This window comes from Pontibacter flavimaris (genome assembly GCF_001907195.1).
GTDB classification, from domain to species: domain Bacteria; phylum Bacteroidota; class Bacteroidia; order Cytophagales; family Hymenobacteraceae; genus Pontibacter; species Pontibacter flavimaris.
On record NZ_LVWA01000005.1, the window covers coordinates 83,652 to 108,887 of the forward strand.

21 protein-coding genes and 1 pseudogene are annotated in these 25,236 nt (G+C 41.6%); 20 read left to right on the top strand and 2 right to left on the bottom strand.

Features of this window, described 5'->3' with window-relative positions:
* Positions 1-129: 129 nt before the first annotated feature.
* Together lpxD and A3841_RS08835 are read right to left on the bottom strand one after the other, a co-directional pair.
* Positions 130-1,152: a UDP-3-O-(3-hydroxymyristoyl)glucosamine N-acyltransferase gene (gene lpxD, locus A3841_RS08830; protein ID WP_073851971.1), complete on the bottom strand. Its 1,023-nt coding sequence runs from the start codon at positions 1,150-1,152 to the stop codon at positions 130-132.
* A 1,030-nt stretch (positions 1,153-2,182) separates the two neighbouring features.
* Positions 2,183-3,415 (bottom strand): HD domain-containing protein, encoded by a 1,233-nt coding sequence (locus A3841_RS08835; RefSeq protein ID WP_073852622.1) that lies wholly within the window; start codon positions 3,413-3,415, stop codon positions 2,183-2,185.
* 306 nt (positions 3,416-3,721) lie between these two features.
* Here A3841_RS08835 and porX point away from each other — a divergent pair, with 306 nt between their 5' ends.
* The 20 genes and pseudogenes from porX (at position 3,722) to A3841_RS08935 (ending at position 25,197) form a co-directional block, all read left to right on the top strand.
* The gene (gene porX, locus A3841_RS08840) at positions 3,722-5,281 is read left to right on the top strand and encodes a T9SS response regulator signal transducer PorX (protein WP_073851972.1); all 1,560 of its coding nucleotides are present in this window, start codon (positions 3,722-3,724) and stop codon (positions 5,279-5,281) included.
* A complete protein-coding gene (tsaE, locus tag A3841_RS08845) occupies positions 5,274-5,726 on the top strand; it encodes a tRNA (adenosine(37)-N6)-threonylcarbamoyltransferase complex ATPase subunit type 1 TsaE (protein ID WP_073851973.1) in 453 nt (150 codons plus the stop codon). Before porX ends, tsaE begins: the two co-directional genes overlap by 8 nt.
* 403 nt (positions 5,727-6,129) lie before the next feature.
* Positions 6,130-7,356, top strand: a complete 1,227-nt coding sequence (locus A3841_RS08850; protein WP_073851974.1) for an alanine dehydrogenase — start codon at positions 6,130-6,132, stop codon at positions 7,354-7,356.
* Positions 7,357-7,470: 114 nt separating this feature from the next.
* Positions 7,471-8,469, top strand: coding sequence for an NAD-dependent 4,6-dehydratase LegB (locus A3841_RS08855; RefSeq protein WP_073851975.1), 999 nt, complete (start codon positions 7,471-7,473; stop codon positions 8,467-8,469).
* A 32-nt stretch (positions 8,470-8,501) separates the two neighbouring features.
* A complete protein-coding gene (locus A3841_RS08860; protein ID WP_073851976.1) occupies positions 8,502-9,659 on the top strand; it encodes a LegC family aminotransferase in 1,158 nt (385 codons plus the stop codon).
* A gap of 2 nt (positions 9,660-9,661) precedes the next feature.
* Positions 9,662-10,288 (top strand): acetyltransferase, encoded by a 627-nt coding sequence (locus A3841_RS08865; protein WP_073851977.1) that lies wholly within the window; start codon positions 9,662-9,664, stop codon positions 10,286-10,288.
* A gap of 90 nt (positions 10,289-10,378) precedes the next feature.
* The gene (locus A3841_RS08870) at positions 10,379-11,449 is read left to right on the top strand and encodes a nucleotidyltransferase family protein (protein ID WP_073851978.1); all 1,071 of its coding nucleotides are present in this window, start codon (positions 10,379-10,381) and stop codon (positions 11,447-11,449) included.
* Positions 11,439-12,677 carry a glycosyltransferase family protein gene (locus tag A3841_RS08875; RefSeq protein ID WP_073851979.1) on the top strand — a complete coding sequence of 413 codons (1,239 nt, stop codon included), beginning with the start codon at positions 11,439-11,441 and terminating at the stop codon, positions 12,675-12,677. Before A3841_RS08870 ends, A3841_RS08875 begins: the two co-directional genes overlap by 11 nt.
* Before the next feature lie 4 nt (positions 12,678-12,681).
* Complete coding sequence (locus A3841_RS08880) at positions 12,682-14,103, top strand: lipopolysaccharide biosynthesis protein (protein ID WP_073851980.1); 1,422 nt, start codon at positions 12,682-12,684, stop codon at positions 14,101-14,103.
* Between the two features lie 231 nt (positions 14,104-14,334).
* A pseudogene (locus A3841_RS20830) lies at positions 14,335-14,640 on the top strand (DapH/DapD/GlmU-related protein); the annotation flags it as partial.
* Between the two features lie 213 nt (positions 14,641-14,853).
* Positions 14,854-15,735: a glycosyltransferase family 2 protein gene (locus A3841_RS08890; RefSeq protein WP_073851981.1), complete on the top strand. Its 882-nt coding sequence runs from the start codon at positions 14,854-14,856 to the stop codon at positions 15,733-15,735.
* Between the two features lie 62 nt (positions 15,736-15,797).
* Positions 15,798-16,637, top strand: coding sequence for a glycosyltransferase family 2 protein (locus A3841_RS08895; protein WP_073851982.1), 840 nt, complete (start codon positions 15,798-15,800; stop codon positions 16,635-16,637).
* 171 nt (positions 16,638-16,808) lie between these two features.
* The gene (cysQ, locus tag A3841_RS08900) at positions 16,809-17,591 is read left to right on the top strand and encodes a 3'(2'),5'-bisphosphate nucleotidase CysQ (RefSeq protein WP_073851983.1); all 783 of its coding nucleotides are present in this window, start codon (positions 16,809-16,811) and stop codon (positions 17,589-17,591) included.
* Positions 17,591-19,363 (top strand): SLC13 family permease, encoded by a 1,773-nt coding sequence (locus A3841_RS08905; RefSeq protein ID WP_073851984.1) that lies wholly within the window; start codon positions 17,591-17,593, stop codon positions 19,361-19,363. Before cysQ ends, A3841_RS08905 begins: the two co-directional genes overlap by 1 nt.
* Positions 19,364-19,366: 3 nt before the next feature.
* Entirely contained in the window at positions 19,367-19,975 is a 609-nt protein-coding gene (gene cysC, locus A3841_RS08910) for an adenylyl-sulfate kinase (protein ID WP_073851985.1), read from the top strand.
* Positions 19,968-20,873 carry a sulfate adenylyltransferase subunit CysD gene (gene cysD, locus A3841_RS08915; RefSeq protein WP_073851986.1) on the top strand — a complete coding sequence of 302 codons (906 nt, stop codon included), beginning with the start codon at positions 19,968-19,970 and terminating at the stop codon, positions 20,871-20,873. Before cysC ends, cysD begins: the two co-directional genes overlap by 8 nt.
* A gap of 9 nt (positions 20,874-20,882) precedes the next feature.
* A complete protein-coding gene (gene cysN / locus A3841_RS08920) occupies positions 20,883-22,127 on the top strand; it encodes a sulfate adenylyltransferase subunit CysN (protein ID WP_073851987.1) in 1,245 nt (414 codons plus the stop codon).
* Positions 22,128-22,156: 29 nt separating this feature from the next.
* Entirely contained in the window at positions 22,157-23,107 is a 951-nt protein-coding gene (locus A3841_RS08925) for a glycosyltransferase family 2 protein (protein ID WP_073851988.1), read from the top strand.
* A 27-nt stretch (positions 23,108-23,134) separates the two neighbouring features.
* Positions 23,135-24,037, top strand: a complete 903-nt coding sequence (locus A3841_RS08930) for a sulfotransferase family protein (protein WP_073851989.1) — start codon at positions 23,135-23,137, stop codon at positions 24,035-24,037.
* 44 nt (positions 24,038-24,081) lie between these two features.
* On the top strand, positions 24,082-25,197 hold the full coding sequence (locus A3841_RS08935) for a glycosyltransferase (RefSeq protein ID WP_073851990.1): 1,116 nt from the start codon (positions 24,082-24,084) through the stop codon (positions 25,195-25,197).
* Positions 25,198-25,236 lie beyond the last annotated feature (39 nt).

The window sequence follows — 25,236 nt, forward strand, 5'->3', positions numbered from 1 at the left end:
ATAAACAGGACAGGAGTGGCTGAAAAGTATAGCGCCTATCCTGTTAATTCTGCAGATCCTGGTTCAGGCAATGTATCGGTGCATGATTTCTCATTGTACCGGCCTTTTCCAGCAAAGTATGGTTTCCCGCTATACTTTCTCCTTCAGCATTTCCAGCTCGCGCTGCAGCTCCGGTAGTTTGCGGAACACGGTCATGGCGCGCAGGTTCTGCTTATAGTCAAAAGCCGGGGAGCCCTGGATGATCAGCCCTTCCTCTTTCACCGATTTGGAGACGCCGGACTGGGCGCCTATGGTGGTTTTGTTGGCGATGGTGATATGGCCTACCACCCCTACCTGGCCTGCGATAACGCAGTTGTTCCCGATCTTTGTGGAGCCGGATATGCCGGTCTGGGAAGCGATCACGGTGTCGGTGCCGACCTCTACATTGTGGGCGATCTGCACCAGGTTATCGATTTTGGTGCCCTTGCGGATGATGGTAGAGCCCATGGTGGCGCAGTCGATGGCGGTGTTGGCCCCGATGGAGATATCGTCCTCCAGCACAACGTTGCCGATTTGGGGAACGGCTTTGTAGGTGCCGTCCGGCTGCGGTGCCCAGCCAAAGCCGTCGCTACCGATCACGACGCCGGAGTGGATCGTGCAGTTGCTGCCCACTACGGTGTTGGCATACAGCTTTACGCCGGCAAAAAGGGTCGTGTTATCGCCGATCGTTACGTTATCCCCGATATAGGCCTGCGGGAAAATGCGCACATTGCTGCCAATCTTGCAGTTGCTGCCGATGTAAGAGAAGGCGCCACGGTAATGGTTTTCGCCGATCTGGCTGCCCTGGCCCATGAAACAAGGCTCTTCCACACCAACCTTAGAGGCCAGTAGCGCCGTCTGGTAGTAGTGCAGCAAAGTGGAGAAGCTGGAGTAGGGATCTGCTACGCGGATAAGGGTGGCGCCGGTGGCCTTCTTAAGTTCCAGCGTGTCCGACACGATCACGACGCTGGCACTGGTACTATATAAATAGGACTCGTACTTCGGATTGGAAAGAAAAGCGAGGGCACCTGCCTGGGCTTCCTCGATTTTGGCTAAGGTGCTGACCTTGACAGAGCTATCTCCCTCTACCTTGCCCTGTAGCAGGTCAGCTATCTGTTGTACTGTAAATTCCATGTTGTAAAATTAGAGCAAAAACTCAAAAACGCCAGTGCTTTGGGGGTGCAAACTTAACAAAAAATCCCGCCACCTCCTTCTGTTTTAAGTTTATACTTTGAAAGCGCCCCGTCCTGCCCTTTTTCTAAAGAGCCGCTCTACCTGTGCAGGAGAGGGTTATGGAGTACAAGGTTCAAGCACCCCTGCCCCTCAGAGCTACGCTTGCTACCTTCGAACTCGCATTCTCGGTAGTCCAAGGAGGGGAATCTGTAGCTGCTACTTCCAAAGTATAAGTTTCACAGTTGAGGCTATCGCACGGACAGGTCGCGACTTGTCCCTACAAGTATAAACCCGCCTCAGAGAGTGGCATTCAATACTTTCAGAGAGTGGCATTCAATACTTGTTATACTTCATTGTCATCTCGAGCAGGGCGAGAGATCTATCTGGAATCCTAAAGGGATCTCTCCCGATGGTCGAGATGACAGAAAGCCGCGGCTATTGAATCTGATCCCAGTCTTTCCGTTGAGCGCCTTGTGAGATCCGGTGCCACGATAGTAGCAGCGCCCTGGCGCAGGAGGGAACACAGCGCGATGCGGGAAGACGAGCCCTCTCGGGCTTGAGAGCACCAAAGCCGGAAATGCAACGGTAGGCTTGTGGGAACTAGAGAATCAGCGGTGTTTTGAAAGTATAGCTTGTGTCAGGTTGCAGGAAGCAGGGGCTAAGAGAGGCACAAGCGGACGCTTGCGCCAGCATCGGGCATAGCCAAAGCAAGTATGGCTTTTCAAGCCAGCCGAGTTACAGACTCGACATCATAGTAAGGCACAAGCGGACGCTTGCGCCAGAAACTGGAAGTATAAAAGTATAACCCAAGTATAAAATTCTGCTCATCCCGGGGTAGGTGCCCTCTTTTAAATCCCTAAAATCCTGACCCAGGTAAGTATAGACTATAGCACAAGTTTAAAGTATAGCTAACGCAGACACGCACGTCCGCAGCAGAATGGCTCCGGACTAGGATGTACGGAACAGCAAAAGTTTTAAGGCAAAGCCTAGATTACAACAACGCCACCTCCTTCGGGTAGCAGACAAAGTGCTTCTCCACTTTATAGCTCAGCGCGCGGATATTGGGCAGGTCAGAGGCCTCGGCCACGTCCACCACATACCCGGACTTGGTGAGCATATCGATGGTCTGGCCTTCCACGTCATAGGCGTTGTTACCGATCTTGCCCGAGATCATGAGGTATTTTATCTCCTCTTCCGCTAGGTTATACTTGTCCTGCACCAGCTCTTTTATACCCAGCAGCATGTCTTGGTCGATGGGTTTGGCGGAGATGTATACTTTAAAAAGCTTGCGGCTCAGGATGCTCTGGGCCAGGTACGAAAGTATAAAGTCCGCGTGCTGGGACCATTCCTTTATCCCGCTCCAGATGTCGTGGTCGTCCAGGGACACGAAACGGCTCAGTATACTTTTGTCGCGCTTAAAGTCGTCCATGGTCAGGTCGGAGGAGAGGAAGAAGCGGAGGCAGGGGCTTGCCGGCACGTCCACGCCGCGCTGCATGAGCTCCCGGGCACGCTGCACCACGCGCAGCACCATGTTCTCGGCGCTGATCACGGTCTTGTGCAGGTATACCTGCCAGTACATCAGGCGGCGGCTCACCAGGAAATTCTCGATGCTATAGATGGCCTTTTCCTCCACCACCAGCTTGTCGTTGGCCACGTCCAGCATCTTAATAATACGGTCGGCCCCGATCTTGCCCTCGTAAACACCCGTATAGAAGCTGTCACGGTTCAGGTAATCGAGGCGGTCCACATCCAATTGGCTCGAAACGAGCTGGTGCAGGAAGCGGCGCGGGTAGTTATCGGTGAAAATATCGATGGCCATGCCCAATCTTCCGCCGAAGTGCTCGTTCAGCAGGTGCATGATGTGCAGCGAGAGGTGCTCGTGGTGCACGTTTTTGAAGATGGCCGTCTCCAGCGCATGCGAGAAAGGGCCGTGGCCCACGTCGTGCAGCAGGATGGCGATGAGCGACGCCTCATACTCGGCATCATTTATTTCGTTATTTTTACTGCGAAGCGTCTGCAGCGCCGTATCCATCAGGTGCATGGCGCCCAGCGCATGGTGAAAGCGGGTATGGAGCGCCCCTGGGTATACCATCTCCGTGAGACCCAGTTGCTTAATGCGGCGCAGGCGCTGGAAGTATGGGTGCTCTATAATATCGAATATGAGTTCTGTCGGAGCCGTGATAAAGCCATAAACAGGGTCATTGAAGATCTTTTTCTTATTCACAAAGCCGGAGGTTTGAGGATTCAGTTGGTAAACCAGGTATATATACTGCAAGTTTTCAACTTGTGGCGGAAATGAGGCGAGTTTTTAACTGCCGATCTGTTAAGCTGGAAACCTGCCTCAAGATGAGCCACGAGGTACAGCCTTGCAGCAGAAACAAGCACTTCAGCTAACAAGCCAGAGCGAAGCAATTATTAAGTACATTTGATTGTTATCACTGCAAAGGAAGGTTGTTTCAAAGTATACTGCTTAACAACTGCGCCTTTCAACCGTTATACAAACTAGCCATACTTACACAAGTATAAAACTATGCAAAGATACAATATTTTATGGGCCGATGACGAGATCGACCTGCTCAAGCCGCACATCCTGTTCCTGGAAGACCGCGGCTACGACATCACGCCAGTAAACAGCGGCACCGATGCTATCGAGGAGTTCCGCGACCGCAACTTCGACATCGTGTTCCTGGATGAGAACATGCCCGGCATCAGCGGCCTGGAGACGCTCAACGAACTCAAAACCATACGCCCCGCCGTGCCCGTGATCATGATCACCAAAAGCGAGGAAGAGCATATCATGGAAGAGGCCATTGGCTCCAAGATCACCGATTACCTGATTAAACCCCTGAATCCGAACCAGATCCTGCTGTCGGTGAAAAAAGCCCTGGAGAACAAGCGCCTGGTGAGCGAGAAGACCAACATGAGCTACCAGCGCGACTTCCGGCAGCTGGGCATGGCCTTCGGCGAGCGCCTGAGCCAGCAGGAGTGGGCCGACATCTACAAAAAACTGGTGTACTGGGAGCTGGAGATCGACGAGACAGAGAATAAAAGTATGGCCGACGTGATCAACATGCAGAAAGATGAGGCCAACTCCAACTTCGCCAAGTTCATCATGGATAACTATGAGGACTGGATCAACGGCGATGAGGAAGCTCCGCTGATGTCGCACCAGCTGTTTAAGCAGCGCGTGTTCCCGATGATGAAGGAGAGCGATCGCCCCGTATACTTTGTTTTGATCGATAACCTGCGCTACGACCAGTGGAAGGTGCTGGAGCCGCTTATCTCGGACTATTTCTCGGTGGATTCGGAGGAGATGTTCTATTCTATACTTCCCACCACCACGGCCTACGCCCGAAACGCCATTTTCTCAGGTATGCTGCCCACCGAGATTGCCAAAAAATACCCTAACATGTGGGTGAGCGACGATGAGGAAGAGGGCAAGAACCTGCACGAGGCCGATTTTCTGGACATCCAGTTCCAGCAGAACCGCATCACCGACAAGCACAGCTACCATAAGATCACCAACGTGCAGGCCGGCCGCGACCTGCTCAGCAAATTCAGCAACCTGGACAACAACAAGCTGAACGTGATCGTGTACAACTTCGTGGACATGCTCTCGCACGCCCGTACCGACAGCAACATGGTGCGCGAGCTGGCCCCGGATGAGTCAGCTTACCGCTCCATCACCAAATCCTGGTTCCTGCACTCGCCGCTGTTCGACACGTTAAAGGCTATCGCCGAGAAAAAAGGCAGGCTCGTGATCACCACCGACCACGGCACCATCCGGGTAAAAAGGCCTTTCAAGATCATTGGCGACAGGAACACCAACACCAACCTACGCTACAAGCACGGTAAGAACCTGGGTTATACTGATAAAGATGTGTTTACGGTGCGTAAGCCGGAGCGATTTTTCTTGCCAAAGGCCAACGTTTCCACTACGTTTGTATTCGCGATAGAGGATTACTTTTTCGCCTATCCGAACAACTATAACTACTATGTGAACTACTACAAAGACACCTTCCAGCATGGGGGCGTGTCGCTGGAGGAGTGCATCATACCTTATATTACGCTTACACCGAAGAATGCATAAGACCGGAGTAGAGAGAGCAAGTATAAAGATGTCGTCGTTGGAGGATCTGCCAGCGGCGGCTTCTGTGCTTTTGGAGGAGGCCGCTGCGGCATCCGTCATACTTTTCGAGGGACCGATGGGGGCCGGTAAAACCACACTGATCAAGGAGCTTTGCCGCCAGCTGGGGGTGCAGGAGAACGTGAGCAGCCCTACCTTTGCCTTGGTAAATGAGTATGAGGGGCGCGACAGGAAACTAATTTACCATTTTGATTTTTATAGGATTAACGACGAGCGCGAGGCGCTGGACATAGGAGCCCCGGAATACTTCGAATCCGGCAACCTGTGCCTGATCGAGTGGCCCTCCCTGATCCCAAGCCTGCTGCCGGAGCATTACCTGCTGGTGGAGATAGAGCCTGATGCGGAAGGGAAGGAGAGAGAGATGAGAGTTAGAAAGTTTGGAAGTTAGAAGGTTAGAAAATTATTATTCCCCTCAAGGGAGGGGTTGGGGTGGGTTTAAACTCTGTAGGGACAGGTGGCGACCTGTCCGCGCAAGGACAGCGGCAATGAAAAGTATACCTTAGCCAACAGTAACAAGTTCCCCGCCTTAGTTAAGTCTTGGATCCCGAACTTGTTTCGGGAGAGGGGATTAAGGGGTGGTTGGACCCGGCACAACAGGCTGAAACAAGTATAACGAATAAGCTCTCATAGCTGGTGCAAGCTTATAACCCTTGTCAGCAAGAGGCAGTCTGAAAAGCCAGCAGTAAAGTATAAAGTATGATTTTTACATATAATTTGAGTCAGGGAATAGAGTTTTATGTAAGGGAGCTAACTCTTCGCTTTTAACTCTAAACTCTTAACTAAATGAACGTATGACGGAGAAGTTCGCCGTAGAATTCGCTAAGCTTGCTACTAGCCAAGCCTTGTACCCAAAGGAGTCGATGCTGGCGGTGGAAGAGCGGCGCAGGAGCCTGTTTATCGGCCTCCCGAAGGAGTCTTCGTTCCAGGAGAACCGCATCGGCCTGACGCCGGATGCCGTGAAGCAACTCACCGATCAGGGGCATCGCATCCAGATAGAGGCAGGCGCCGGAAGCCCCTCCAAATACTCCGACAACGAGTATTCTGAGGCGGGTGCCCGTATTGTTTACTCCACTGATGAAGTTTACGAAGCGGACATCATCCTGAAAATCGCTCCCCCTACCTACGACGAGATAGAATACCTGCGTCCGGGCCAGACATTGGTCTCCGCCCTGCACTTTGGTAACCTGACCTCCGATTACATCAACGCCCTGCTCCGCAAGAAGATCAACGCCATTTCCTTTGAGTTAATCCGGGATAAATCGGATGCCAAACCCGTAGTGCGTGCCATGAGCGAGATTGCCGGCAGCACCGTGATGATGGTGGCCGCCGAGTACCTGAGCAGCAGCAATGAAGGCAAAGGCATTATACTTGGGGGGATCACCGGCGTGGCTCCGACGAAGGTAGTTATACTTGGTGCGGGCTCTGTGGCCGAGTTTGCTGCCCGCGCTGCTCTGGGCTTAGGGGCAGAGGTGCGGGTATTCGACAACCACATCTACAAACTCCGCCGCCTGAAGCACAACGTGGGGGCGCAGATCTTCACCTCCACCCTCGACAAGGCGATCATGTACAATGAGATCAAGCAGGCAGACGTGGTGATCGGTGCCTTTGTGGCCGACGAGGGGCAGATTACCTGCGTGGTGGAGGAGAGCATAGTGGCCCAAATGAACCCCGGCTCCATCATCATCGACGTTTGCATCGACCAGGGCGGCTGCTTTGAAACCTCTGAGGTTACTTCTCACTCCCGGCCGGTCTTTCGCAAGTATGACATCATCCACTACTGCGTACCCAACATACCCTCCCGGGTGCCCCGCACGGCTTCTCAGGCGCTTAGCAATATTTTTACACCTATCTTTACCGAGTTCTCCAAGTATGGCGGCATCAACGAGGTGCTGTTCATGAACGAGCACTACCGCAGTGGCGTCTACATCTACAAAGGCAGCCTGACTAATGCGCATATTGCCAAGCGGTTTGGCATGCGGTACAAGGAGTTGGGGCTGATGATTGCGGTGAGGAATTAAGACAATAATTATTTAATCCAATAGTTGACTTTTGCTCTATGGTTATATCCTTATCTTTGTGAAGATAAGGAGCTTTTTAGTTTCCATTTGTGGAGTAGATATCTTTGTTGAATAATGAATTTAAAGAATAAAAAAGTATTAGTTACCGGCGCAGATGGCTTTATTGGAAGCCATTTAGTGGAGCGTTTGCTAGAAGAAGGTTGTCAAGTTAGAGCTTTTACATACTACAACTCTTTTAATAGCTGGGGATGGCTGGATAATTTCCCTAAAGATAAGCTATCTCAAATAGAGATATTCTCGGGAGATATCAGGGATCCAAATGGTGTACGAACAGCCATGAAAGGTATAGATGTGGTATTTCACCTGGCGGCACTGATTGCTATACCTTTTAGTTACCATTCTCCTGATAGCTACATCGATACCAATGTAAAAGGGACTTTAAATATTATTCAGGCAGCAAAGGACTTAGGGGTAGAGAGAGTATTAGTAACATCTACCTCAGAAGTATATGGTACAGCACAATACATTCCGATAGATGAGAAGCACCCACGGCAGCCACAATCTCCTTATTCAGCTTCTAAAATTGGTGCAGATTGTATAGCAGACTCCTTTTACAGGAGTTTCAACCTGCCACTCACTATTGTGCGACCATTTAATACGTATGGCCCTCGCCAATCAGCTAGAGCTGTTATTCCTACTATTATTACACAGTTGCTACAGGGTAAGACCGAAATCAAATTAGGAGATCTGGCACCTACACGCGATCTGCTTTTTGTGAAGGACACAGCCAATGGGTTTGTTGAAATTGCTAAGGCTGATAGCCTTATAGGAGAAGATTGTAACATCGCGACAGAGTCTGAAATATCTGTTGGAGATCTCGCACAGAGCCTGATCAATCAAATTAATCCTGAGGCAAGAATTATTCAGGATGATGTTCGTTTAAGGCCTGAGAAGAGCGAGGTATTTCGTTTATTTGGTGCTAACAGTAAAATCAAGAGCCACACAAACTGGGAGATGAAGTATACATTAGAGGAAGGACTTGCAGAAACAATTGAGTGGTTCCGTAACAAAGAAAATCTTCGCCAGTATAAGGCTGACATTTACAATATCTAACCGATTACCAAGGTAATTTTATTAAGACACTTATGGGGCAGACTTCTCAGTATAGCCACATTATACAATACATAAAATCTCTCTTCCCGAATCAGGATTTTATTCCCTTACATGAGCCAAGATTCATAGGAAATGAAAAGAAGTACTTAGCAGATGCTATTGACTCAACTTTTGTGTCTTCAGTAGGTGCTTATGTGAACCGATTCGAAAAAATGATGCAGGATATTACGGGAGCCAGGTACGCCATTGCGACGGTAAATGGTACTGCAGCCCTGCATATGGCACTTATTGTAGCTGGCGTAAAGCAGGGAGATGAAGTGCTTTCTCAAGATCTTACCTTTATTGCTACTGCCAATGCCATCAGTTACATTGGTGCAAGACCTGTTTTTCTGGATATCGATAGAAAAACCCTTGGCTTGAGTGCTGAAAAACTTGAGGCGTTTTTAAAGGAGTTTGGTAAACGAGAAGGTGGTGCTACTTTTAACAGCAAAACAGGTAACCGAATTGCTGCTTGTGTACCTATGCATAGCTTTGGTTTCCCTTGTGAAATAGATCGCATTGCTGCCATTTGTCAGGAGTGGAATATACCTCTGGTGGAAGATGCCGCAGAATCTATAGGAAGCTACTATAAAGGGAATCATACAGGCAATTTTGGCTTGTTAGGTACTTTCAGTTTTAATGGGAATAAGACGGTTACCTGTGGTGGGGGAGGAGCAATCGTAACAAATGATGAGCGTATAGCAAAGCTGGCTAAACATCTCACCACTCAAGCTAAGACACCACATACCTGGGAGTTTAACCACGATTATATTGGGTATAATTACCGCATGCCAAACCTCAATGCAGCTTTAGCCTGCGCTCAATTAGAGCAATTAAATGCTTTCGTGGAAAATAAGCGTAAACTGGCTGAAAATTATAAAAACTTCTTTGAGAGGTTAGAAGGAATAGAGTTTGTAGCAGAAGGTAAGGATGCGAAAGCAAATTACTGGCTGAATACGCTTCTACTTGAAAGTAAGGCAGAACGCGATGCTTTTTTAGGCGAAGTTAATAATAGTGGCGTTATGACTCGACCAGCGTGGACTTTGATGCATAAGCTGCCAATGTTCCAGGATTGCTTAAGAGATGACTTACAAGTAAGCCATTGGGTAGAGGAGAGGCTCGTAAATATTCCAAGTAGCGTGAGAATATAATTATGAATCAGTTTGCTCTATTTGGATATTCAGGCCATGCCTTTGTTATAGCAGATGCCATCAAAATGATGGGGGATGACATGATAGGATATTACGATAGAGCAGAAGCCAAAGTAGATCCATTTAATTTGAAGTACTTAGGTGACGAAAAAGATGAGGTCGCTTTAGATAAAATTAAAGATTCAGGAGCAAGTTTTTTTGTAAGTATCGGTGATAATTCCATAAGAAAAACGCTGATTAGGCATCTAATTGAGAAAGGATTTGTCACAACTTCCGTTATTCATCCTACTTCCATTTTCTCTACTTTGGCTACTATTGGAGCTGGAAGCTTTGTGGCCGCTGGAGCAATTATAAATCCCTTGGCCAAGATAGGAGTTGGTGCAATTATCAATACAGGTGCAATTGTTGAACATGAATGTCGCATAGGAGACTATGTACACATTGCACCGGGTGCCGTGCTTGCTGGAAGTGTGCATGTAGGTGATGGAAGTTTTATAGGAGCAAATGCCGTAGTGAAGCATGGCGTTAAAATTGGTTCAAATGTGATAATAGGTGCAGGATCTGTAGTCTTAAAAGATATTGCAATGAGTCAAACCTGGGTGGGAAATCCAGCTAAACGTCTGGGATAGATTTTAGAGTTTTAATGCAGACATTTATCCAAAGTTGATCATTTTCTAAAGTCTTGAAAGATATCTTCAGTTAAGCATAAGGAGTAAAAAATGATTTATTCAAAAAGAATTCAGGAGCGAATAATTTCTCCAAATGCCACTATGCTAGAGGCATTGAAATTAATGGATGACTTAGATAAGAAGCTTTTGCTGATAGTTAATGATAAAAAATTTGTTAGCATCATAAGTGCAGGTGATATACAAAGAGCGATCATAAAGAAAATAGATTTAAATACTCAGATATCGAATGTGCTGCGTGAGCATGTTAGAGTAGCTACCTCTAATGATAGTATGGAAGATATTGAGAAATTGATGCTTTCATATCGAATGGAATTTTGCCCTGTTATTAGTAATGAGCAAGACCTGTTAGATGTACACTTCTGGGAAGACATTTTTAAAGATTCAAAGCCAAAACCTACTTTTCAGTTTGATCTGCCAGTAGTTATTATGGCAGGTGGTTTTGGAACAAGGCTAAAACCATTAACAAATGTTGTCCCCAAGCCTTTAATTCCAATGGGCAATGGCACTATGTTAGAGGAGATTTTTTCGAGATTTAGCAGCCATGGTGTAAATGATTTTTTCTTATCTGTAAATTATAAGGCCTCCTTAATAAAATTTTATCTGGAAGAACTAAAACTTCCCTACAACATCAATTTCATCAAAGAAGATGAACCACGAGGTACGGCTGGTAGTCTTAGTTTACTGAAAGGTAAAATTGAAAGAACGTTTTTTGTTACAAATTGTGATATAATTATTGATCAGGATTATTCCGATATTCTGAAATACCATCAAGATAGCAGAAACGAATTAACTATAGTTGCTGCCCTTAAACATTATCAAATCCCTTATGGTACAGTTGAGACAGGTGATAATGGAGAACTAATTGATATACAAGAAAAGCCTAATCAGTCGGTATGGGTAAATACTGGCATGTATATTTTAGAACCTCAGCTTTTAAGTGAAATTCCTGAGTTTGGTTTTTTTCATATTACTGAGCTGATCGATAACTTAAAAAAAGAAAGTCGCAAAATTGGTGTATATCCGGTAAGTGAAGGCTCTTGGATGGATACAGGGGAATGGCAGGAATACGACAAAACAGTTAAAAGACTTGATGGAAAGTAGAAAACGAATTCTTGTAACTGGAATTGGACAAAGCAATTTTTTAAAGCAGCTCTATTCATCCATACATCATGTTACACCGAATACCTATGAATTCGATATTTTTGGGCTTAATGAGTTGTCAGGGAAAGATGAGTATGGAATAGAAATATTTAGCAAGGTCTACGCTGTACGAAAAAAGGTTTTATTTAAAGATATTAAAAATTTATTCGATCTCAAGCTATTCACCCTTTCCATAAAGTTTGTCAGGTATGGGCTTTCTTTCAGAAGCGTAAAGAATTTTGCAAAAAAGTACATTATCACAAAAAGTCTGTTTGAAGAGTATAACTTTAATGACTATGATGGGGTGCATATTCATTTTCCTACATTCGATAAGCTAGATATTTACTGGCATATTCCGGCTAAAATGAAATGCATTGTTTCCTTTTGGGGATCAGATTTGATGAGAAGCAAAGGGTTGTTTAATTATTATATACAAGACCATATAACTAATAGGGCTGATTTAATTACAACCCATGGGAATGAAATGAAACAACAAATGCTTACAAAGTTTGGGAGGCAATTAGAGAATAAAATCCTTTTTACGCGATTCGCTCCGTTTGATCACCTGTATTCTTTAATGGAAGAAAAACTAAGCCATCCGAAGAAAGATTTTGGTTCCTTTCTTACGAAATATCATATACCCGTAAATAAAAAAATTGTAGTAATTGGTCATAATGGAAGTCCTGGGAATAATCATTTAAAAATTATTGAAGCATTAAAAAAGCTCTCAATCGAAATAAAAGACAGTTCCTTTTTTGTATTACCCTTTGCTTACAAACCTTCTAAGGATGATTCTTATGCAGCAAAATGTCAAGAGGCCCTAGTAAAGGCAGGGCTGCAAGGTATGCTGCTGAAAGACTTTCTTTCGTGGGACGATCTGGCAATATTTAAACGGATTACAGACATAATGATTCACATGCCTGTTTCTGATGCCTTGAGTGGAGCAATGACCGAAGCACTTTTTTCAGGTTCAAAAGTTATTACAGGCGACTGGTTACCATATAGTCCATTTACAAAGGAAGGGTTGATTTTCGAATCAACCGACTTTGACAATTTACCTGAGGATTTTATCAAAGCATATAATGCTCTTCCAGAAGAAGAAAAGGTAGTGTTGAAGAATAGAGCAATAATAAAAAATAGGTTCCTATCAGATTATTGTGCTAAAACCTGGCTCCCGGTTTTTAATTAATAGCATGTTACAAACTAAGGTTAAGAGTGGATTGAAGTGGAATATTATCAACCAGGTAGTATCTCAGCTTATTTTTGTGTGGTTTGGAATCTATTTGGCTAGATTACTTGGTCCAGAGGCATACGGACTGGTCGGTATGATTACTGTTTTTTCAGGTTTTGCTAATTTATTTGTTGATTTTGGCTTTAGCTCAGCCATTATTTACGATCAAAACCTAACCCAAAAGAAGGTATCCAGTGTCTTTTGGTTTAATTTGTTTATAGGTGTAGTAGTATACCTGTTGTTCTTTATGTTTTCACCACTGATTGCTGATTTCTACAAAGAACCTAAATTGATTCTGCTAACAAGGGTAGTTACTTTAGGCCTGTTAATTAACTCTCTTGCGGGCATTCCGAATACACTACTAAGTAAAAATATAGATTTCAAGCAAAAAATAATTGCTGCCTGGATAGCTACTTTCCTTAGTTATGGGGTTGCGTTTTGGATGGCTTATAATAATTGGGGAGTGTGGAGTTTAGTATTTCAGGGGATAACCTCTTCTATTATAAATCTGATCTTCGTGTGGAGAATTGCAAAATGGAGCCCTTTATTTCACTTTTCCTGGAGTGAGATCAAAGGTTTGTTTAGCTATGGTTCAGGTATTGTAGGGACCAATCTGCTCGGATATTTAACGAGGAATTTGGATAACCTATTAATCGGTAAGTTCTTAGGAAATGCTTCATTAGGAATTTATACAAGAAGTTATACTTTAATGATGTTGCCAATTACAAATGTGACCAATGTCTTTAAGAAGGTATTGTTTCCGGCATTTTCTATTATACAAAATGATAAAGAAAAGATTGCGTTACACTACTTAAAGGTTATTAAGTTCATAGCCTTAATAACTTTCCCATTGATGGTAGGATTGTTCACAGTAACGGAAGAGTTTGTTATGTTAATTCTGGGAGTTAAATGGGAAGAAGCAATTCCTGTTATTAAAATGCTTAGTCTACTGGGTGCTTTCCAATCCATACTTTCATTGAATGGAATAATCTACAATGCGACAGGAAATGCTGTGAAAGCATTTAAAGTAACATTATACCTTAATGCAGTATTGATTCCATCCTGGATACTAGGCTTATACCTAGGTGGATTGCAGGGCTTGGTGTTAGCTTATTTAATTGTAGGAACACTTGGCGCGATACCAATCCTATATGGGTCCTTAAGGCTTGTAAATCTAGATCTAATGGATGTTTGGAGGCAACTGGACAAAGTAGTTTTGGGCTGTTTCTTTATTTTTCTCGTCAGTTTTTTAGTAGGCAAATTTAATTTAACTCTAGAGATGAGCTTGTTATATAAAGTAGTATTCAGTGGTATTTCATATGCTGCAATAATTTTCCTATTAGAAAGAAATACGGTGAAAGATTTAATTAAAAAAATGAAATAAATGTTAGGGGAATTAAGCAAATATTAAAAAAGTTTTTTAAAAAGGGGTGAAGTTATAAAGCGTGAAGTTAAATATAAAATAGGCAATATCAAGCATTCTAACTCTCTCATTGACACCTTGACACCACAGTTGATTGAGATTAGAGATAACTTTATATCAGCGCCGGGTTCAATCATCTTGGCTCATGATGCCAGCTTATTTCTGTACACTGGCAAATATAGATGTGAGAAAACAATAATTGGCAATAATGTTTTTGTAGGTGCAAATGCCACTGTTTTACCAGGAATCACTATAGGAGATGGTGCTATTATCGGTGCAGGTTCTGTAGTTACAAAGAATGTAGAACCTTATACTATAGTCGCAGGGAATCCAGCTAAATTCATGTGCCATGTAAAGGAGTATGTTGCAAAATGCGAAGAGAGGAAGGTAATGTTTTCACCTCCTGAATCTTTTAAAAGTATATATAAAGGTGAAAAAATATCGAAACTTCAGGTTTTAGAATTTCAGGAGAAATATAAGGCTGAGAACTACGGATAATATTTTCTCTACATGTAAAGGTATAAAGTATAAATCTAGCATTGAAAATAAGAATTTGTGCTGGTGTAGTAAAGTTTTGTTTAATCTCAAGCTTATTCGGTCTGCTAGTTACTAACTTGCCACAGCGACAGCAGGTGCAGTAGTTTGTATATAAAAAGCAAAAATATACTACCTAGGAGAGTTGGAAATAAAACATGATCATAATTTAAATAAATGGATGCACTAGTAAGTATTGTTATTCCTGTATACAACCGAAAGGATCTGATCCAAGATACATTGGAGTCTATACTTAATCAGACATATACACATTGGGAATGTATTCTTGTGGATGATCATTCTAATGATGGCACTTTCGAGTATTTAGCTTCTTATATCAAGTCTGATCAAAGATTCAAATTATATAGTAGGCCTGAAAGTTTGATGAAAGGTGGCCCTTCATGTAGAAACTACGGCTTTACTCAAGCGAAAGGGGAGTATATCCAATGGTTTGACTCTGATGATTTAATGCACCAGGATATGCTAAAGTTAAAAGTGCAGGCAATTGAATCCGGAAAACATGACTATGTAGTATGTTTGATGGATGAGTTTGAGGATAAAACAACTATAGAGAAAAGCTATCAAATTCACTCTAAAAGACCTGTCTTAGATTATTTTTGCAACAAGCTCTTTTTTTTCACTCCAGGCCCACTTTTTTCCAGAACATTTTTACAAGAACAGGTTGTTGACTTATTTCAGCCCGCTTTAAGACGGCATCAGGAGTGGGAGTTCTACTTTAGAGTAATAGTTACTTCATTAAACTATAAGCCAATAGATAAAGTATTGATTCATAGACGTATTCATAAAGAATCTTTGTCCAAGAAAATTAAAGTGTCAGAAAGCGCTGAATTTTACCTTAAGTCACGAATACTTGCATTACAATTTCTTCGGGATAAAAGATTAAGTATCAATTCTTCGAATAGCTTTTTCTCAAAAAATCTTAAAGGTTTCTTTCTCTTGTCTATAAGAAAAGGGAGTTTCAATGTATTAAAGCTCACTTTAGCTTACATGTTTTTGATGATCGAAGTTAATCTTCTGGAAAAAAAGAAAGTGTTATAAACCAGAATATTTTTTGATAAACTTAAATAGGATGAATTTAACCAGATTAATATTTAAATAAGGTGACGAGGGAAAGTTTTAATTTTAAAGTATCTGTTATAGTCCCAGTTTATAATGCTGCTAAATTTGTAAGAAAGGCAGTTGAATCAGCTGTCCATGTAGACGAAGTAGGTGAAATTATACTTATCGAAGATGCCTCTCCTGACAATGCTTTAGAGATATGTACGCAATTAGAGAAAGAATATGATAAAGTAATACTATTTAGGCATCCTAATGGTGAGAATAGAGGCGCAGGAGCAAGTAGAAATTTGGGAATCGTAAACGCGAGTTGTGAATATGTTGCCTTTTTGGATGCTGATGATTATTATTTATCTAATAGGTTTGAAGTTGACAAAATTAAATTCCAGGATAGAAGTGTAGCTGGAGTCTACAATGCTGTAGTGAATGTAAATTTAGATAAAGCTGACTTTCATAAGATTTACACCATTATAAAACCCATTGATCCAGATAAACTATTTCATTATTTGTTGAGAGGTACATACGGACATTTTCATACGAATGGAGTAACGCTTAAAAAAGATTTATTAGATAAATTAAGGGGTTTTAAAACTGATTTACCTCTTCATCAAGATTCAGAATTATGGTTAAGATGCGCTTTGGCAGGTAAAATAGTTGCCGGATGCATTGCGGAGCCTACTTCAGTAGTTGTTACTCATGGTAGCAATCGCATAACTTCTAAATCAAACAAATCTAAACTCAAATACTGGTTATCACTGATGGAAGAGGTATCAGTTGGTAAAATCGGCCCCTATAACTACCTAATATTATTACGTAATGTTTTTTTGAAGATGACTAGCTTTATGGATATATTAAATGTCATTAGGAGAATAAGATTATTATAGTCTATTAGTATTTAGATCATCGTTTTCTTATTCAGAATTTCTATAATGCTGATTCTCTTGAAAAGCAGACATTTTATTTAAGGATGGATCATTATAAATCCTGAATTAAGAATAAGGCAATCCGAAGAGAATTACTTAGTATTCAACTAATTATTATTTAACATAAAAAGTATGCTTACTACTGTACTTCACGCCGCGACAAAAGCAGGAAGAGAAATTTCAAAAATTTATAGAAGTGAAATCGGCGTTGAATATAAAGCTGATTTATCACCCATAACAAAGGCCGATAGAAAGGGTCATGCGATTATTGTTGATTATTTGAAACGAAACACAGACATACCTATACTTAGCGAAGAAGGGGCTAACATTCCATATGAAACCAGAGCCGATTGGTCTGAATATTGGCTAATTGATCCTTTAGATGGAACAAAAGAGTTTATTAATCGAAATGGAGAATTTACTGTTAACATTGCTCTAATTAGAGGAGGTTTACCAGTACTTGGTGTAGTCTATGCCCCTGTAAAGCAGTGGCTATACATCGGCATAGAAGGGGAAGGAGCTTGGAGGCTTGAATTAGAAAATCATCAATTACCCGCTGATTGGAATTCAGTCGGAAATAAATTGCCACTCCAGCATTCCAACAAAGGGAAATATACCATTGTAGGTAGCCGGTCACATGCCTCTAAAGAAACAGATGAATACATTACTAAGCTTGAAGCGTTGCATACAAATCTAGACTTCATCTCTATGGGCAGTTCATTAAAGATTTGTCTAGTAGCTGAAGGCAAAGCAGATCTTTATCCTCGTCTGGCCCCAACCATGGAATGGGATACTGCTGCTGGTGATGCTATTGCACGAGCCGCAGGTTGTAAAGTGATACAATATGGAACAGGAGAGCCTTTGCGGTATAATAAAGAAAACCTGTTAAACCCTTGGTTTATAGTACAGCGTTAATGGCTGACTTTCCGATAGAGAAATGGGTAACAGCGCTCGTCCTTTTATGGTGCGTGATAGGCTTGTTACTTGATAAGATACGGCCTGCTATCGTCTTCCTAAGTGGGGTAATTATATTAATAGTCGCAAGGGTAGTGGAGCCTGTTGATTTTTTGCGGAGTTTAAGTAACGAATCCATTGTAACTATCTTTCTACTGATCTTTATTACAGCAGGGATAAGAGGGCACTTCAACCTGGTTGGTTTTTTAAACATCTTATTCAGATCAGCCAAAACTCCCCGCGGCTTTATGATACGCATGACGGCTGGAGTATCACTCATATCATCAGTTGTTAACAATACGCCGATTGTCGCTTTGATGATTCCGTATGTGTATCAATGGTCAAAGAGACACAAAGTGGCTCCATCCAAACTGTTAATTCCGCTCTCATTTGCTACCATTGTCGGTGGCATGATGACAGTCGTGGGAACATCCACCAACCTTGTATTAAATGGCTTTATCCTTTCTAAGGAGCCGGAAGGATTAGGATTTCTTGACTTTCTGATACCTGGTGCATTGGTAACTGTGGTTGGGTTAGTTTTCCTGGCCACATTCGGATATAAATTGCTACCTTCCCGTACTAACCCTCTAGATGAGTTTAAAACAAATGCCAGAGAATATTTGGTGGAGACTTATATAGCCCCAGGCTCAATGTTGGCTGGTAAAAGTATCGCTGCTGCTAATCTGCGCAATCTGGAGGGTATATATCTATTTGAAATCGTTCGTGATGGAGAGGTGATTAATGCGGTTGACCCTGAGGAAATACTTCAGGCGGATGATCACCTATACTTTGCTGGTGATACAGAAAAAGTAGTAGAGTTACTTCAGCATGACAATGGTTTACAAATACCTCGTTCTAACGAACTTGGTATGGAGGAGCATGTTAATCTAGTTGAAACGGTCATCCCCAGAAATAGTGAGTTAATAGGGCGTACGTTAAAAGAGACGGACTTCAGGGACAAATATGATGCAGCGGTTGTTGCGGTTCATCGGAATGGAGAAAACTTGCGGGGCAAAATTGGCTCTATAGTGCTGGAACCAGGAGACCTACTTATTCTGTCAGCAGGACAAAAATTTCTTACCCGAAACAAAAATGATCGGGACCTTTATACTGTTTCCGTTTTGTCGAGAAACAATGGTTTGCCTAAGTGGAAAAAGATAGCCTTTGTGCTGGGGTCTATCTTATTTATCGGTTTAATGTTGTTTGGTGTTTTCAAACTCTTTCTTAGCCTCTTCCTTATAGCTGTTTTAATGATTGGCTTAGGATTATTGCGAACAGAAGCAATAAAGAAATTGTTAGACCTCGACTTGCTAATAATTTTAGGGAGTGCCCTTACGCTCAGCAAAGCATTGATTGATACTGGAGTTGCCCATGAGGCGGCTACTACAATTATATCATTTTTTGAGACAGGAGGTAAATATGGGGTTTTGGTCGGATTATTTCTGATTACTGTTCTGTTGACTTCATTTGTTACAAATGTGGCCGCCGTTTCTATAGCCTTTCCTATAGCATACTCTATAAGCCATACCATGGGCTTAAACCCCACTGGGCTTTATGTCGCCATTGCTTTTGGGGCTTCAGCATCTTTCCTGACCCCTGTAGGGTATCAAACAAACCTGATGATTTATGGCCCAGGCTCTTATAAGGCAAAAGATTTCATTAAAATAGGGGTTCCTTTTACGATACTTTATTCCTTAACTTGTCTCACTTACATCATTTACAGGTACTTTTGAATTATGAATGAAAAGCTACATATTATACCGCATCTACACCAGGTGAACAGGCAATTGCGCAACAGTATGAAAGGTCATCGTTCTATGGTCATATGGTTTACTGGCTTTTCAGGCAGTGGCAAGTCCACACTTTCTAACAAACTGGAGGGATATCTCTATAACCAGGGATATCATACATCTACTTTGGATGGAGATAATGTACGTAAAGGCTTAAATAGTGATCTGGACTTTTCTGATGAAGCCCGGAAGGAGAATATCAGAAGGATAGGAGAAGTTACCCAACTAATGGCTGATGCTGGACTTGTTGTGCTTTCAGCGTTTGTCTCCCCCTTCAAAGAAGATAGGGAGCAAGTAAAATCTATTGTGGGAAGTGATAGCTTCATTGAAGTATTCGTAGATTGTCCTATAGAGGTATGTGAGCAACGGGATGTAAAGGGTTTATATAAGAAGGCCCGTAATGGAGAAATTAGTAACTTTACCGGAATTAGCTCGCCTTTTGAGGCGCCGGAACAACCGGATGTACATATATATTCTGATAGGGAAACACTAGAAGAGTCTCTACATAAGCTAATCTCTTACATTGAACCAAAATTGAAACTGAATAATGAGTAATTATTTTTTAAGCCATCTGAAAGAACTAGAGGCTGAAGCTATTTATGTCATCAGGGAAGTTATTGCCCAGTTTGAGCGGCCGGCAATTTTATTTTCCGGTGGGAAAGACTCTATTGTGGTTACTCATTTAGCCAGAAAAGCTTTTTTTCCGGCTAAAATTCCCATGCCGCTAATCCACATAGATACAGGTCATAATTTTCCAGAGACCATTGCATTCAGAAATAATCTGGTAGAAGAGTTAGGTGTGCAACTAATAGTAGGCTCTGTACAGGAATCCATCAATGAGGGGCGTGCGGTAGAAGAGTCAGGGCGCAACGCCAGCCGAAATGCGTTACAGACCGTTACGTTGCTTGAAGCAATTGAAAGTAATAAGATTGATGCCGCGCTAGGAGGTGCCCGTCGAGATGAAGAAAAGGCTAGGGCAAAGGAAAGGTTTTTCTCTCACCGTGATGACTATGGGCAATGGGACCCAAAGAATCAGCGGCCTGAACTGTGGAACCTTTTCAATGGTAAAAAAAGTCATGGGGAACATTTCAGAGTTTTTCCGATTAGTAACTGGACAGAGATGGATATATGGCAGTATATATTGACAGAAAATATTGCCATACCCTCACTTTACTTTGCCCATAACCGGGAAGTAATTTATCGTGATAATACTTGGTTGCCTGTGTCTGAATTTATTACTGTGCGTGAAGAAGAGACAGTAATAAAAAAGCAGATCAGATTCAGGACGCTGGGTGATATTACAATTACTGGTGGAATAGAGTCTGACGCTGATACCCTGGACAAAATTGTAATGGAAGTAGCTGCTTCAAGGCATACTGAGCGAGGTAATAGAGCGGACGACAAGCGGTCTGAGACCTCAATGGAAGATAGAAAGAAGCAGGGTTATTTTTAATTTATAGAGATGGAACTACTAAGATTTACGACGGCAGGCAGTGTGGATGATGGTAAAAGCACTTTGATCGGCCGTTTACTATATGACTCGAAATCAATTTTTGAGGAACAGATTGAGGCAGTAAAGAATTCAAGTAAAAAGAAAGGGCTTGAGCATGTGGACCTCTCCCTGCTAACGGATGGTCTTAAAGATGAGAGGGAGCAAGGAATCACTATAGACGTTGCTTACCGCTACTTTGCTACACCGAAGCGTAAGTTTATCATTGCAGATACGCCTGGACACATTCAGTATACTCGTAACATGGTGACAGGTGCTTCTACGGCTAACCTAGCCCTCATTTTGATAGATGCTCGCAAAGGAGTAGTAGAGCAAACCTCGCGACACTCTTTTATCGCTTCATTACTTCAAATTCCGCACGTTATTGTATGTGTGAATAAGATGGACTTGGTTGATTACTCTGAGGAGCAATTCGATAAAGTCGTTGAGCAATACAAGGAGTTCGCAGCAAAGCTAAATGTGAAAGATATTCGCTTTGTGCCAATCAGTGCACTACATGGTGATAACGTAGTGAATCGCTCAGAGAATATGCCTTGGTATCAGGGAGAAACTTTACTGCATACTCTTGAAACCATTCATATTGGGAATGACAATAATCTGATTGATTGCCGTTTCCCGGTTCAGACAGTGATCAGGCCTCATAACAATGAATACCACGATTATCGTGGCTATGCTGGTCGTGTAGCAGGGGGTGTATTCAAGATTGGGGATAAAGTATTAGTACTTCCATCTGGCTTTAGTAGCACTATCAAGCAAATTGACACATATGATGGTCCTTTGCAGGAAGCATATCCCCCTATGTCGGTAACTATTGTTTTGGATGACGATATAGATATTAGCAGGGGAGACATGATTGTGAGAGAGAACAATCAGCCACAAGTTAGTCAAGAAATTGATGTGATGCTGTGTTGGCTAAATGTTAGAGGACCTGTCCCGAATGGAAAGTACATCCTGCGCCATACAACTAATGAAGTACGTACCATGATAAAGGAGGTACTTTATAAAGTTGATATTAACACACTGCATAGAATTGAAGATGATAAAGTTATCCGGATGAATGAGATCAGCCGGGTTCGCTTACGAACGACTAAACCTTTATTGGCGGATTCCTATACCCGTAACAGGCAGACCGGTAGCTTAATACTTGTAGATGAGTCTACAAATGAAACTGTAGCAGCAGGTATGATCATCGACTAAAGGAGTTACAAGTTAGGCAAGTGTTTAAAATGGGAGTTGAGACTTTGGTTAGTGTTGTTGTTCCTCTTTACAATAAAGAGGATTATATATTAGATACGGTTAAATCTATCTTAGATCAAACTTTCTCTGATTTTGAGCTCCTCATTATCAATGATGGGAGTATTGATAATTCACTTGAACGGTTAAAAGGAATCAGTGACTCTAGGGTTAAGGTTATAAATCAAGAAAATCAAGGAGTCTCGGCTGCAAGAAATAAAGGTGTTAAATTAGCATCAGGGAAATGGGTAGCTTTTTTGGACGCAGATGATTATTGGGATCAAACCTTTTTAGAAAAGCTAACTCGTTTAATTAATCAATATCCAGATGGTAAAATTTTTTCCTCAGGCAGGCGATTAAGATTTAAGGATAAAATAGAAGAATATAATAATCCACTTTTGCCTGATCCTGGATCTTCTGCAAGTGTAGATTATATTCAGATTATTGAAAAGTATTTACCACCCATACATTCGTCTTCATGCTTGATATGTCGGGATTTGTTGGTTGAAAGTAGTGGCTTTAGACCTGGAATGAGGAAGTTTGAAGATCATGATCTTTGGATTAGGTTAGCTTACAATAGACCTGTTTTCTTTCTAAATGACCCGCTCCTAACTTATAGAAAGGATGTGGAAGTTAAATTTAGTGGTTCCAAATGTACTTTAACTGCACCTGACTTTATTGCCTATTTATCCACATTAGCAGATATAAAATCTAAAGTTATAAACTTAGAGCACATTGTATGTATAGAAAATTATGCGTTTAGATTCTGTATTTATAATTTTGTACTTCATGCAAATTCCTTTATAAGTAAGGAGAAAAAAGAGATCCTATGCTTAATGAAGGGGCTATTAGGTAAGTACCATTATACTATACTCTACTTTATAATGACACTTAAACCATCACTATTGAACCTACTACTACTTATGTATAGAAAAGTTAAATAGGTAAATCCTTACACTTACATGTAACCTATGAGCCAAAAAGTAAATTTGTTCCTAGTCGGAGCAATGAAGGCAGGAACAACAAGTTTAACTAAACTTTTGGATATGCACCAACAAATTTTTGTGTGTCCAATTAAGGAACCAAACTTTTTTATAACCGATTTGCCTAAATCACTTGATGATACTTCTGGGACGTTTAATCTAAGAAACTTTATTGACACTTTACAGCCAGAAAGCAAAAAGCATTATGCTCATGTAAAAGATTTTCACGATTATGAAGCGCTATTTAAGTTCCATAATCATGAAATGTATTTGGCTGACTGTAGTACAGCATATCTTCATTCAAAAGAGGCAGCCGAAGCTATCAAGAAATATAATCCAGATGCTAAAATCATCATTTTGATAAGAGATCCTGTTAAAAGAGCATTTTCACATTACAAGATGGATCTTGGGATTGGTAGAACTGACAAAAGTTTCTTAGAAGAATGGGGAGCAATAGATAGGAAGAAGGGAGAATGGAATTATTATAGTATGAGCCTATATGCAGATGCCATAGCCTATTATCAGCGATTATTTGGTGCAGACCAAGTACTGGTAGAAACTTTAGAAAATATGAACGCAAGACCTGAACCTTTTAAGCTTAGACTTGGCCAATTTTTGTCCTTAGATTTCGAAAATATAGAGATAAACAAAGAAAACGAATCTGTAAATCCTCGATTCCCTCTTCTCAATAATATTATGCATAGAATGGGTACTAAGAGAGCGTTTAGAAAAATCCTTTCCGAAGAAACAATTATGCTGGGTAAGTCATTTTTCTATACTAATCGTCGGGAAACGCTTGATACAGCAACTTATCAAGAGATAAAAGAATGTTTCTGCCTAGATATAGAAAGAACAGAAAAGCTTATAGGCTTCAAATTAAACTATAACTAGTTGTAAAGCTTTTTGATTAATTATTTAGAAAAGAAAATTAACACATGCGGATTCTGTTCCTAATTACTGGGTTGGATTATGGTGGAGCTGAAAAGCTTCTTTTTACTATAAGTAGTTATTTCGTTAAAAAAGGGCACAATGTAAAAGTAGTAACTTTACTACAACCGCAAGCTCTTATTAAGGAATTTAGCAGTTTAAACGTACAAGTAGAAACTCTTCATTTAAATGGGTTTCTTAACGTACCAAAGGCCCTAATGCGGTATAAAGAAATTGTCTATAACTTCCAGCCTGACATTGTACATGCACATATGGTGCACGCAAATATTTTATCTAGATTAGGCATAAAGGTTACACAAGAAAAATATCCTTTAATAAATACAGTACATGATCCAAGCTATGGAACAAACAGATTAAGGAATTTTTTTTTCAGGTTTACCAATAGATATACAAATCTTATTACAACTATTTCTAAAGAATCATTTGACAATTATATAAGATACACAAAAGCTCCTGTTTCTAAAGTAATTTACATGGACAATTTTGTCGATGTTGATTTCTTTAAAAAAGATGAAGGAATCGCTAATGTATATAGAAAAAAGCTCAAGCTGGAAGAGAAATTCGTTTGGATTTCAATTGGAAGGTTGTACGAACAAAAAGATTATCCAAATCTGATTAGAGCCTATGAACGTTTAGCTAAAGATAATGAAGGTTCTGTACTATTAATTGTTGGCAGGGGACCACTGGAAGAGGAGTTGAAGGCCATGATTAAACAAAAGGGACTATCAGGAAGGATTATTATGTTAGGTGTAAGAAATGATATCCGTGAATTGCTTAATGTAGCAGATGCGTATGTCATGTCATCTGCTTGGGAAGGGCAACCAATAGCTCTTTTGGAAGCTGCAGCAAGTGGGCTGCCTATTGTCGCTACCAATGTTGGTGGTAATCATACGGTAGTATCTGACCAGGAAAATGGATTTCTAGTAAAGTCAAACGATTCAGGAGAACTATATAAAAAGATGAAACTAATAGAACTACAGGATACTTCAACTAGAAATAAAATGGGAGATTGCTCAAGGGCTTTAGTTGAAAAAAAATATTCTGCAAATGTTATGACAGATAAGCTGTTAGCTCTGTACCAACACGAAGCTGCAAAGAAATAATTAGCTGGGTTATTTATAGTGTTTATAAGAGCTCCTGCC